At 61.8% G+C, this 11613-nt stretch carries 10 protein-coding genes and 1 tRNA gene; 7 read left to right on the top strand and 4 right to left on the bottom strand.

The annotated features are described in order from the left end of the window. The first annotated feature begins 10 nt into the window (after positions 1-10). The 3 genes from PCE31106_RS04320 to PCE31106_RS04330 all read left to right on the top strand — a co-directional run bounded on the left by PCE31106_RS04320 (position 11) and on the right by PCE31106_RS04330 (position 2700). Positions 11-508, top strand: a complete 498-nt coding sequence (locus tag PCE31106_RS04320; protein ID WP_150562487.1) for a DUF4212 domain-containing protein — start codon at positions 11-13, stop codon at positions 506-508. Next, positions 505-2523, top strand: a complete 2019-nt coding sequence (locus PCE31106_RS04325) for a sodium:solute symporter family protein (protein WP_174974939.1) — start codon at positions 505-507, stop codon at positions 2521-2523. The genes PCE31106_RS04320 and PCE31106_RS04325 overlap by 4 nt, the downstream gene beginning before the upstream one ends. Before the next feature lie 86 nt (positions 2524-2609). Further along, positions 2610-2700, top strand: a tRNA-Ser gene (locus tag PCE31106_RS04330). A gap of 124 nt (positions 2701-2824) precedes the next feature. On the opposite strand, the gene PCE31106_RS04335 is transcribed toward PCE31106_RS04330, so the two are convergent. Next, on the bottom strand, positions 2825-3730 hold the full coding sequence (locus tag PCE31106_RS04335; protein WP_017231628.1) for a LysR family transcriptional regulator: 906 nt from the start codon (positions 3728-3730) through the stop codon (positions 2825-2827). Positions 3731-3939: 209 nt separating this feature from the next. On the opposite strand from PCE31106_RS04335, the gene speB reads away from it, so the two are divergent. The 3 genes from speB to PCE31106_RS04350 all read left to right on the top strand — a co-directional run bounded on the left by speB (position 3940) and on the right by PCE31106_RS04350 (position 6919). Then, positions 3940-4914 (top strand): agmatinase, encoded by a 975-nt coding sequence (gene speB, locus PCE31106_RS04340; protein WP_150562488.1) that lies wholly within the window; start codon positions 3940-3942, stop codon positions 4912-4914. Between the two features lie 78 nt (positions 4915-4992). Next, the gene (gene tauA, locus PCE31106_RS04345; protein ID WP_150562489.1) at positions 4993-6027 is read left to right on the top strand and encodes a taurine ABC transporter substrate-binding protein; all 1035 of its coding nucleotides are present in this window, start codon (positions 4993-4995) and stop codon (positions 6025-6027) included. A 289-nt stretch (positions 6028-6316) separates the two neighbouring features. Next, complete coding sequence (locus tag PCE31106_RS04350) at positions 6317-6919, top strand: hypothetical protein (RefSeq protein WP_150562490.1); 603 nt, start codon at positions 6317-6319, stop codon at positions 6917-6919. Between the two features lie 113 nt (positions 6920-7032). Here PCE31106_RS04350 and PCE31106_RS04355 read toward each other — a convergent pair whose 3' ends face one another. From PCE31106_RS04355 to PCE31106_RS04365, 3 genes are read right to left on the bottom strand one after another with little or no spacing between them, the layout of a single operon-like run. Continuing rightward, positions 7033-7314, bottom strand: a complete 282-nt coding sequence (locus tag PCE31106_RS04355) for a XapX domain-containing protein (protein WP_017231632.1) — start codon at positions 7312-7314, stop codon at positions 7033-7035. Between the two features lie 26 nt (positions 7315-7340). After that, entirely contained in the window at positions 7341-9200 is a 1860-nt protein-coding gene (locus PCE31106_RS04360) for an amidohydrolase (RefSeq protein WP_150562491.1), read from the bottom strand. A gap of 13 nt (positions 9201-9213) precedes the next feature. Beyond that, positions 9214-9900, bottom strand: a complete 687-nt coding sequence (locus PCE31106_RS04365; RefSeq protein WP_017231634.1) for a hydrolase — start codon at positions 9898-9900, stop codon at positions 9214-9216. 232 nt (positions 9901-10132) lie between these two features. Here PCE31106_RS04365 and PCE31106_RS04370 point away from each other — a divergent pair, with 232 nt between their 5' ends. Further along, positions 10133-10831, top strand: coding sequence for a response regulator transcription factor (locus PCE31106_RS04370; protein ID WP_254440895.1), 699 nt, complete (start codon positions 10133-10135; stop codon positions 10829-10831). Positions 10832-11613: the final 782 nt, after the last annotated feature.

Here is an 11613-nt window from a genome sequence, read left to right on the forward strand (position 1 = left end):
CGGCGGGGCTATGGCAAATCGCTCGCAGACCGGCTCGGCCGGCAAGGCCGACGCGGTGGGCGTCAGCCGGCCGCCGGGGCTTGCTGCCGGTGGCTCGCTGCCCGATGTCGACTGGCATGGGGCAGCCGCCGGCATTGCGGCGCGCCACTGGCGCAGGACATTGCGTTGGGTAGCCGTGCTCATGGCGATCGGCTTCGTGGTGACATTCGTGCCGCAGTTCTGGGCGCGCGAATGGGCCGAGACGCGATTTGCCGGGTGGCCGCTGCCGTTCTACATGGGCGCCCAGGGTTCGATTCTGGTCGACATCGGCCTGATCGTCGCCTACGCGTGGCTGCAACGGCGCAATGACGCGCGCTACCATCGTGAGCTGAATGCGTTGCGCGATGCGCATCGCGAAAGTCTCGGCCTGGATCGCGACGGAATGAACAACGCTGCGGCGTCTGCGGCATCGCGAAGCGCTTCCTCTCTCGCTCCCTCTCGCGTCACGTCGGCGCCGACATCCCGATGAGTTTCACGCGCAGAATGCTGCGCTACTACCTCTATTACACGGCGGGCTTCCTGGCGTTCGTGTTGATGATGGGGCTGCTCGAGCGGGTCAACGGCCCGGGCGTGTGGATCGGCTACGCGTTCCTGTTCGTGACGATTGCCGTTTACGCCGTAATTGGCCTGATCTCTAGGACGTCGGACGCTGCCGAGTACTACGTTGCGGGGCGTCGTGTGCCGCCGGTGTTCAATGGCATGGCATGCGCGGCGGACTGGATGAGCGCGGCGTCGTTCATGGGGTTGGCGGGGTCGCTTTACGTGTCGGGCTACGATGGCCTGGCGTACGTCATGGGATGGACCGGCGGGTACTGTCTGGTGGCGTTCCTGCTTGCGCCGTATTTGCGCAAGATGGGGCGCTACACGGTGCCGGACTTTCTTGGCACGCGCTACGACAGCAACGTGGTTCGGGCGTTGGGGGTCTTCTCGACGATTCTGTGTTCATTCGTCTATCTGGTGGCCCAGATTCAAGGCGTGGGACTGATCGCGTCGAGATTCATCGGTGTGGAATTCACCATTGGCATTTTCTTTGGGTTGGCGGGCATTCTCGTGTGCTCGTTCCTGGGGGGCATGCGCGCCGTGACGTGGACGCAGGTGGCGCAGTACATCATCATGATCACGGCGTTTCTGGTGCCGACGGCCATGATCGGCCATCAGACGGGTAACGGTTGGTTTCCGCAATTCAGCTATGGCACGGCGTTGGCGAAAGTCGAGGCGCTGGAGCGCCAGATACAGCAGTCGGTGCCTGAGCGCGAGGTGCGTGATTACTACCGTGATCAGGCGGAGCAGATGCAGCGTCGGTTGGACGGCTTACCGGACAGCTTTTATGGTGAGCGTGCGGAGCTGGAGCGGCAGTTACTGGATACGAAGCGTCGCAACGGGCCGTTGCGCGACGTGAAGGTGCTGGAAGCGAAGCTGGAGGCGTTCCCGCGCGACGTCGGCGAGGCGCAGAACCGTTGGCTGGAGATGCGCAATCAGTATGTGGAGCGCAGTGAGCCGCAGCACGCGATGACGGAGCCGTTCCCGGCGCACGACGACGCTACGCGCAACGCGCAGCGCTTGAACTTTCTGTTGCTGATGGTGTGCCTGATGATCGGCACGGCGAGCTTGCCGCACATCTTGACGCGGTATGGGACGACGGCGACGGTGCAGGGCGCGCGTAGTTCCGTGGGGTGGACGCGGTTCTTCGTGGCACTGCTGTATGTGAGTGCGCCGGCGCTGGCGGTGATGCTCAAGTACGACGTGCTGCTGCATCTGGTCGGGGCGCGATATGAGAATCTGCCGGGGTGGGTGATGCAGTGGCGGCATGCGACGCCGGTGCAGCTCGATATCTCGGATGTGTACCGCGACGGCGTGGTGCAGTGGGGCGAGATATGGATGCAGCCGGACATGCTGGTGTTGGCGGGGCCGGAGATTGCGGGACTACCGTACGTCATATCGGGGCTGGTGGCGGCGGGGGCGTTGGCGGCGGTGTTGTCGACGGCGGACGGGTTACTGCTGACGATTGCGAACGCGTTGTCGCACGACGTCTACTTTCACATGGTGGATCGCAATGCGTCGAGCCAGAAGCGGGTGACGACGTCGAAGATCTTGTTGTTGTGCGTGGCGATGTTTGCGTCGTATGTGACGTCGCTGAATCTGGGGAACATTTTGTTCCTGGTGGGGGCGGCGTTTTCGTTGGCGGCGTCGTGCTTATTCCCGGCGTTGGTGCTGGGGGTGTTTTGGAAGCGTACGACACGGCTGGGGGCGACGGCGGGGATGGTGAGTGGGTTGCTGGTGTGTGTGTATTACATTGTGACGACGTATCCGTTCTTCACGCGTTTGACGGGGTTTGTTGGGGCGCGCTGGTGGGGGGTGGATCCGATTTCGGCGGGGGCGTTCGGGGTGCCGGCGGGGTTTGCGGTGGCGATCCTATTCAGCTTGCTGGGTGGGCGTCCGAGCGAGCGCGATCGACATCTGGTGGACCATCTTCGCCGCCCGTAACGATGCGTGGCGGAAGCATTTTTGGCGGGGTTCGTGCGAAAGGGTATGGGATGTTGCCGATGATCTGCTATAATTCGCGACCTTCAGGAGAGATGGATGAGCGGTTTAAGTCGCACGCCTGGAAAGCGTGTATAGGTTAATAGCCTATCGGGGGTTCGAATCCCCCTCTCTCCGCCACGGATAAACAAAGGGCTTCCCGAGTGGAAGCCCTTTGTACGTTGGCGGCTCATATGCCTGACGCCGTGATTTAACGTGCGCCAGACAGCAACATCACCGTCATGGTGTGCGAACTGCGCCATCTTCACTTGCCATTTGCTCCGCCGCGCAACGCATCCAGGAATGCCCGTGCAGCGACAGTCGTCTCGCGGTCCTTTCGGGTAATGAGTCGAAACTCGGCGTGGTGGGTAAGGTGATCCGGGCGTAATGACCGCATCAGGTCTTGCCGGATCCAATGCTGCGCGTAGTGCGTGGGCAGGTAGCCGACAAACTTTCCCGAAAGAATGAGCGTGGCGACGGCCTCCATGTGAAAAACGCTCGCGCCGACCTTGAGGTTCGTGAGGATGCCGAACTCTTTCGTCTCCCGTAAATATCCCCGCGCGACATAGTCGAGACCACTCAGGCTCTGCATGTCAACGTCATCGGGCGCCAGTGCGAAGAGCGGATGCCCCGCGCCGCAATAAAGCTGAATTTCCTCTCGATACAGCGGCTCATAGATCAGGCCCGGTTGCGTATCTCGAAACGGTCCGATGCCGAGATGAAGCTTTCTCTCCAACACCCCGGCCTCGATTTCCCTGGGCGACTTGATCTCCAATCTGATCTCCAGATCTCGACTTTGTTGCTTGAGCATGCCGATGGCGCGTGCAATGTGCGATTGCGCATCGGTAATCGTATTGTCGACGACGCCAATCGCCAACTCGCCGCTGATCTGACCGCGTATTTCCCCAATGTCCGTGCGGAACACCTCGACAGACTCGAGCAGCCGCTCCGCGGCTCGATAAAGTGAGTGGCCTTCTTCCGTCAGCCGGAAGCCACGGCGCCCGCGCTCGCAAAGGCGAATGCCCAGGCGTGCTTCCAGGTCGGCCATATGCGTACTGATGGTCGACAGGTTCATGTTCAGCGCAGACTCCGCCGCCGAGAAGCCGCCGCAGTCCGACACTGTTTTGAATATACGCAGCAGACGCAGATCGAAGTCAGTTACTTTGATCATGACGATGGACTCATGGGCCAGGCAAACGAGGGATCGGCACGCAAGGGTGGCGGTAATGCTTCGGAAAATACCAAACTAAAGTTCGAACAATCGGGATTCCATGGGACGTGCGCAACGGACACACTCGCTTCACGCATCGCTCGGTGCCGCTTGCCAGTGCGCGTCGGGCGATCAAGTCCGAGACACCCCTTGCCACCCAGGAATTGTCTATGAAAGAAAATAAATTCGCACCCATTACCGGTACCGTCATGCCTCGGTTTTCGGGATTGGCGACACTCATGCGGTTGCCTTATGTCGGTCTTGACGACGAAAGCATTCGCGCCGTGGATGTCGGCCTGATCGGTGTGCCTTGGGACGGTGGTACCACCAATCGACCAGGGGCGCGCCATGGGCCGCGCCAGGTGCGCGATCTTTCGACGATGGTGCGCAATGTCAATCGGGCGAGCGGCATCAACCCCTTCGAGCTTTGCAATTGTGCCGATCTGGGCGACACCCCAGTGAACCCGGTCGACCTCATGGATTCCCTTGCGCGTATTGCGGCGTTTTACGATGCGGTCTGCAATGCCGGCATCGCGCCGCTGTCCGTCGGCGGCGATCATCTGGTGACGCTGCCGATCTTGCGCGCCGTGGCCAAGCACCGGCCTGTGGGCATGGTGCACTTCGATGCGCATACAGACACGTGGAATCGATATTTCGGCGATAACGCCTACACCCACGGCACGCCGTTTCGGCGCGCCATCGAGGAGGGCTTGCTCGATCCCAAGCGCACGGTACAAATCGGCATTCGGGGCGCGTTGTACAACGACAGCGAGAACGACTGGGGTGAGCGACAGGGCATTCGCGTGATTGATATCGAGGAATGCCGCGCGTTGGGCGTCGAGGGGGTCATCGCCGAAGCACGGCGAGTCGTCGGCGACGGTGCAACCTACGTCACTTTTGACGTCGACGCCCTGGATCCGGTGTACGCCCCAGGCACCGGAACGCCGGAAATTGGCGGCCTGACGACCCTCGACGCGCAGCGCATGATTCGCGGGCTCCAAGGTTTGAACCTGATCGGCGGAGACGTCGTGGAAGTCTCTCCGCCGTTCGACCCGAGCGGCAATACCGCGCTGGTGGGGGCGACGCTGATGTTCGAGATTCTCTGTGTGCTCGCGGACAGTATTCGCGGCCGCAAATCACTTTGACCACAGTGGCGGGCGTGGAGGGGGGCGGGCACGATGCTCGCCAGTCCTGTCTCGCTACGCCGAATTGGGAGAGACGGAATGAAATACCTGACAAAAATCGTCGGTTCGTTCGTATGTGGCGTGTTTCTGTTGGCGTGCGGTGGCGCATTGGCCCCGGCCCGCGCAGCCGAGAAGGTCGTCAACGTGGCGTATCAGACGACCTACAGCCCCTGGATTGCGGCGATGGTGAATGGCGCGTTTGAAAAGGCGACCGGCTACCAGATCCACTGGAAGAAGTTCGATTCCGGCGCGGCGGTGATGAGTGCAATGGCGTCTGGCAGCATCGACATCGGTGTGCTGGGATCGAGCCCGCTGGCGGCGGCAGCCAGCCGCGGAATGGACATTCAGTTGTTCTGGATTCTGGAGGACATCGCCAACGCCGAGGCGCTCATGGTGCGTAACGCGGCGAACATCCAATCGCCCAAGGACCTGGTGGGCAAAACCATCGCGGTGCCGGTGGCCAGCACAAGCCATTACCAGTTGATGTACATGCTCGACAAATGGGGCATCACCCAGCAGGTGAAGCTGGTCAATATGACGCCGACGCAGGCCGCCGCCGCATGGGAGCGAGGCGACGTCGACGCTGCCTTCATCTGGGGGCCGGCGCTCGGCCGGATCCGGCCCACCGGAAAGCCATTGATCACGGCAGGGCAGATATGCGCGCTGGGCCGTTGCACGTTTGAGGGCATGGCCGTGACGAAGACGTTCGGGGCCGGCAATCCTGAATTCATGGCCAAGTTCATTGCGGTGCTGAACGCGACGAATCGAGACTTCATAGAGCACCCCGACGCATGGGGGGCCGGTTCGAAGAATATGGCGGCAGTGCTGCGCGGGCTCGGTGGCAATGCCAACGACGCGGCAGAAGAAATGGCACTGTACAAGTATCCGACGTTGGCGGAGCAGGTCTCATGTCAGTGGCTTGGGTGCGGGGAGAAGGGCGGTGCGGCACAAACGCTGAAGTCGACGGCCGAGTTTCTGCTCCAGCAGAAGAAGATCGATGTCGTGAAGTCCGACTATCGGGGTGCGGTGGCGGTCCGGTATCCCGAGGCGGCATCCAGCCTGACGCCGAAATGAACGATTAAGGCGTCGCAACGCGGCCCGGTGCGCTAATCGCCCACGATGTCGGGTCGCGCGCCGGAGCCTCACGTCGCAAGCAATCACACACGCGAACAAGCGACGGTGGCGTGGCGCGATTTCTCGAATCGAGTCAATGACCGGTCCATGGCGGGGGGCTCGGGGATTGTGCGGACTGTCATCGGGTCGCCGCGTGTTCGCCAGAACTGCAAGCCCGCCGCTCGTATGGAAAAGTGTGGCGCCAAGGCGATGGCAGGATGCAATCTCCCACCACCCACGGAGGTTGTCCATGAATCATGTAGGCGCCGCAACGATCAGCACCTTACCGATGGTGCCCAGCACCGAGCACCGGCCTTTGGATCGCCCGAGTGAGCGTTTCATCGCAGATCTCCGGGCTGTTGGACTCCAGGCGGCGGGAAGGCTCCGCTCGCCCATGGCGGCATTGGCGGTACGAACGCGTGACGACACCTCACAACGCTCGCTGCCGCTTCTGTCCGTCAGTAACCTGGAGAACTTGCCAGATCCGGAACCGGCCGTCGACTTCGCGTTTTTCCGCGAGCCTTTGAAGCAGAACGAAACACTTCTGAGTCAATGGGGGGAAGCGGCGAACGCCGGTAGTCAATCCGAAGCATGGTGCCGATTCGTCGACGACATCAGTGTCCGCTTCTTTAAAGGCAGCCGGAAGCAACGCGTGATGGATGCGCTGATGCTATGCATCGACGTGCTGCCGCCAAACCGTAGGGCGGATGCGCTGGCGTGTTTGCTCGCGGACGGTGAGGAGGGTATGGCCGCTGCGGAGGAGTTCTGGGAATACATCGGGCTGGATCGTATCCCCGATGCGGACAAGGATCGGGTGCGTGAGTTGATTCGCCAGTATGAAATAGGCATGTAAGCCGCCGCCCCCCCCCCTTTGACGTGCCCGGTGGGAAACGATACCCCCTCCGCGTTGCGCGGTTCGTTACCCGCCGGGCGCCAACAAGCGACCTATCCCTCTCCGACGACAGATCAAGCCTTGCGCGAGTCGCTCTCGGCAGCTTCCTTCGTCGGTTGCGCCACTGGCCCGGGCAAGCCGGTGATCTTCGGCACGCATTCGCGATGGAACCAGACGAGATTGACCGGCTCGCCAGCGAGCAGTCGCTTGACCGGCGGTACGACCTGTTCGCCGATCAGCATGCCGAGCAGCCCGATGAGCGCGACAGCCGGCGGTGCCGGGGAACGCACGCCGAGACCGCCGTAAATGATGCCGACGAGCACGCCGACGCCGAGCGATACGAGATATAGCTTCATGAGGATTCTCCGAACCGTCCGAACGATCAGAACGCCCAGCACGAGCAGCCGAGCGCACCCCAGAAGCCGCTTTCGTCAGACGCCGGCACACTGGACGACCACGCCCTCGCATGCGCATGACCATGTACCCCGCACGACGTCGCACACGCACAACTCACGCTCACGTTAAGCACTTGCGGTTGGCGAGGCGAGTAGCCCACGCCATGCCGTGCCGGCGACCAGTCCGGCATGGCCGGCGGAATTTCCGGGGCATGGCCGCCGAAGTCGCCGTCGCCGTAGACAACCTTTCCGCCCAGCAACGTAAGCACCGACGTAATGTCCTGGATTTCGTCTTCAGGCACGCTGAAGTAGTCGTCGGAGAGCACCGCCAGATCGCCGAGTTGCCCGACTTTGATCTGCCCCTTCTTGCCAACCTCAGACGAGAACCATGCGTTGGCTTCCGTCCAAAGGCGCAGCGCATCGTCGCGATCGAGCAGGTTGCCCGGCGCGGACAGGCGCAGCCCACCCACGGTCTTGCCCGTCACGAGCCAGTAAAGCGAGACCCACGGGTTGTAGGAGGCGACCCGCGTCGCGTCCGTCCCTGCGCCGACCTTCACGCCGCGCTCCAGCATGCGGCGGATCGGCGGTGTGGCTTCGGCCGCACGCGCGCCATAGCGCTCCACGAAGTACTCGCCTTGATAGGCCATCCGGTGCTGCACGGCAATGCCGCCGCCCAGGGCCGCGATGCGATCGATGTTGCGATCGCTGATGGTCTCGGCGTGATCGAAGAACCAATGCAGGCCGTCGAACGGCACATCCTTCGCGACCTTTTCATAGACGTCGAGCGCGCGGGAGATGGTCTCGTCGTAGGTGGCATGCAGACGCCACGGCCAGCGGTTTTCCGCAAGCAGCCGCACGACCGGCTCGAGATCACCTTCCATCGATGGTGGCATCTCGGGCCGCTCGACGCGAAAGTCCTCGAAATCGGCGGCCGTGTACACGAGCATCTCGCCCGCGCCATTGTGACGATAGAGATCGTCGCCCTGGCCGGGGCTGACTTGCTTGACCCACTGACTGAAATCCGCGAGTTCGGCCTTGGGCTTCTGCGTGAACAGGTTATAGGCGAGGCGCACCGTGAGCTGTCCCTCGCGATGCAGCGCTTCGATGATGTCGTAGTCCTCGGGGTAGTTCTGGAACCCGCCGCCCGCGTCGATCACGCCCGTCACGCCGAGCCGGTTGACCTCGCGCATGAAGTGGCGCGTCGAGTTCTTCTGATAGTCCGGGGGCAGCTTCGGGCCCTTGGCGAGCGTGGCATACAAAATGGTCGCGTTCGGCTTGGCCAGCAGCAACCCGGTCGGATTGCCCGACGCGTCGCGCACGATCTCCCCGCCCGGCGGGTTGGGCGTGTCTTTCGTATAGCCCACCGTACGAAGGGCTGCGCCGTTGAGAATCGCACGGTCATACAGATGCAGAATGAACACTGGCGTATCGGGGGCAACGGCATTCAGTTCGTCGATCGTCGGCAGACGCTTCTCGGCGAACTGATGCTCGGTGAACCCACCCACCACCCGAACCCATTGCGGCGCAGGCGTACGGTCGACTTGCGCCTTCAACATGCGCATGGCGTCGGCCAGCGAGCGAACGCCGTCCCAGCGCAGCTCCATGTTGTAGTTCAGACCGCCCCGGATGATGTGCATATGACTGTCGATCAGTCCCGGGATGACGCGGCGGCCTTTCAGGTCGATGACCTCGGTGCTGCTGCCGGCCAGACGCATCACGTCGTCGCGTGTGCCCACGGCAGTGAACTTCCCGCCGGTGAGCGCCACGGCATCCGCCTGCGGATTGGCGCGATCGAGCGTGGCGAACCTGCCGTTGATGAGAATCAGATCGGGGGTGGGGGCGGACATGGCGTCCCTCCTGTCAGCGAGCGGGCACGGCCGGGATGGCGTCGTGCGGCGTTGCGGTGCGCTGCGCCGCCTTGTGGACCATCGTGTAAGCGTAGTCGACGCCCATACCGTAGGCGCCGGAATGCTCCTTGACGAGCTTCATCACGGCATCGTACGAGTCGCGATGTGCCCAATCTCGTTGCCATTCGAGCAGCACCTGCTGCCACGTCACGGGCACGACACCCGCCTGCACCATGCGCTGCATCGCATAGTCGTGAGCTTCCTTCGATGTGCCGCCCGACGCATCGGCAACCATATAGATCTCGTAGCCGCCTTCAAGCATCGCGCACAACGCGAATGTGGTGTTGCAGACTTCGGTCCACAGGCCAGAGACGATGACCTTCTTGCGACCGTTGGCGGCGAGGGCGTCGCGCACCTTCTGGTCATCCCACGAGTTCATCGAGGTGCGTTCCAGCAACTTCTGGTTCGGGAAGACGTCGAGCAGTTCCGGATAGGTGAAGCCCGAGAACGATTCCGTCTCCACGGTCGTGATCGTCGTCGGAATATTGAAGATGCGCGCGGCTTTGGCCAGACCGACCGCGTTGTTCTTGAGTGCTTGACGATCCATCGACTGAACGCCGAAGGCCATCTGCGGTTGATGATCGATGAAGATGAGCTGGCTGTTTTGCGGGGTGAGGACTTCGAGCTTGGGATTCGACATGAGGGGCTCCGGTGGTAATGCGGACATGGGGGTGATGCCACGGCGGCAGATCTTCCGAAGCCTATGCCGTTCATGCTGCTCGGACTATCGTCTCTTCGTATTAGCGTCCGTCGTCCCCTTCCTGACGCAGTCCGTCCGGCAATGTTTGCCGAGAATAGCGCGGACGTTCGTGCTTTTCTGTGGCGTCGAACGATATGTCTCGCGGCTATCGTATACTCGTGCGCACTGAATCATGACACTGCCTATCCGCATGAACGGGCTTTCGGACAACGATACCGCGACCGTCTACGTCGTCGACAACGAACCGTCGAGCCGAGACACACTTTGCGCGCAGCTCTTCGCTGTCGGCCTATGTGCGCGCGGCTTTGCGTGCGGGGCATCGTTCCTTGCGAGCGAACGTACTGCCGGGCCTGCGTGCCTTGTGGTCGACATGGATTTCGATGCGGCCGGAAGCGGGTTGGCGTTGCAGCGCGCCCTTGTCGCGATGCGGGATCCGATCCCGGTGGTCTTCATCGCCGATGACGCGGATGTGACGACGAGCGTTCAGGGCATGAAGGCGGGGGCGGTCGACTTTCTCACCAAGCCGTTTGGCGCAGGCGTGTTGCTTGATGCTGTGGGCGCCGCGCTCGCGCAGGATCGTCTGCGCCTCGCACGCGAGAAAGTGAGCACGACCGTCGCCGACCGGGCGCAGCGGCTCTCGCCGCGCGAGCGCGAGGTGATGGCGTTGGTCGCGGCGGGCCGCATGAACAAACATATTGCGGACGAGTTGGGCATCAGCGAAGTCACCGTCAAGATTCATCGCGGCAATGCCATGCGCAAAATGGAAGCCCGCTCCTTTGCGGATCTCGTCATCATGGCGCACAAGCTGGGCATGACGTCCCCCGCGCTTTATCACGGCGGTATTGGCCGAAATCGCCGAGAGACCGCCTGATCGACGGCGCGCGGTTCGCGCACCTTCATATCTTGTTGCTCCGTCTACGGACGCATCGATTCGCGACACATCGATTCCTGGCGCACCAACTCCCGACAGATCGACGGCTCGACGCTCAACTGGGCGACCGGGGCGTCGTATGCGCTTGGCGCATCGTTATTTGCCGGAAATTTATCCCGCCATCTCCAGCGGCGACGCGACCAGCCGATCTATATATATAGAAAGATGGCATGGGACGACGTCGCGCTACGCGGCTGCGGATCACTTGTAGACCGTTCCGGCGTGCAAGCATTTTTCGTTGGTGGGGCGCGTGTCGGCCATCGAACACGGCGCCAATCGGCAGGGGCGCGTCGCCGTGTTCAAAAAAGTTTCACAAAGGGCTTGCGCGGTTGGTCGAACCTGTCTAATATTCCGTCTCTCGCAACGACGGCGACGCAGCGAAAGCGGCGAAGCGGTGGGGGCGACGGGCTGGAAAGCCCGGTGGTTGGTGGTTTTGGAGCTGGTGAGTCGCTACGGCGGCGAGCGAAGAAGGCGAAAAAAACTGTTGACGACGACGAGAAGCTGCGACATAATCTTGCTTCTCTGCTGCAGATGCAGCGACGCAGAAAACGAAGTGACGGCGCGGTAAGTGTGCGACGAAGCGAAGTTTGATGCGATTGATCTTTAAAAACTAGACAACCGATAAGTGTGGGCACTCGATGAATGGTGCGTCTGCTTCGGCAGATAAGCTTTAAATTTATTGAGGCTCACATAAGTAATAGGTAAGTTAAGTAATTAACTTG

This window comes from Pandoraea cepalis (assembly GCF_902459665.1).
GTDB lineage: Bacteria > Pseudomonadota > Gammaproteobacteria > Burkholderiales > Burkholderiaceae > Pandoraea > Pandoraea cepalis.

Excerpts from the sequence above, each read along its gene's own strand:
- tauA (WP_150562489.1), top strand. The coding sequence starts at position 4,993 with ATGAAATACCTGACAAAAATCGTCGGTTCGTTCGTATGTGGCGTGTTT.
- PCE31106_RS04355 (WP_017231632.1), bottom strand. The coding sequence starts at position 7,314 with ATGAAGCTATATCTCGTATCGCTCGGCGTCGGCGTGCTCGTCGGCATC.
- speB (WP_150562488.1), top strand. The coding sequence starts at position 3,940 with ATGAAAGAAAATAAATTCGCACCCATTACCGGTACCGTCATGCCTCGG.
- PCE31106_RS04335 (WP_017231628.1), bottom strand. The coding sequence starts at position 3,730 with ATGATCAAAGTAACTGACTTCGATCTGCGTCTGCTGCGTATATTCAAA.
- PCE31106_RS04325 (WP_174974939.1), top strand. The coding sequence starts at position 505 with ATGAGTTTCACGCGCAGAATGCTGCGCTACTACCTCTATTACACGGCG.
- PCE31106_RS04370 (WP_254440895.1), top strand. The coding sequence starts at position 10,133 with ATGACACTGCCTATCCGCATGAACGGGCTTTCGGACAACGATACCGCG.
- PCE31106_RS04350 (WP_150562490.1), top strand. The coding sequence starts at position 6,317 with ATGAATCATGTAGGCGCCGCAACGATCAGCACCTTACCGATGGTGCCC.
- PCE31106_RS04360 (WP_150562491.1), bottom strand. The coding sequence starts at position 9,200 with ATGTCCGCCCCCACCCCCGATCTGATTCTCATCAACGGCAGGTTCGCC.
- PCE31106_RS04365 (WP_017231634.1), bottom strand. The coding sequence starts at position 9,900 with ATGTCGAATCCCAAGCTCGAAGTCCTCACCCCGCAAAACAGCCAGCTC.
- PCE31106_RS04320 (WP_150562487.1), top strand. The coding sequence starts at position 11 with ATGGCAAATCGCTCGCAGACCGGCTCGGCCGGCAAGGCCGACGCGGTG.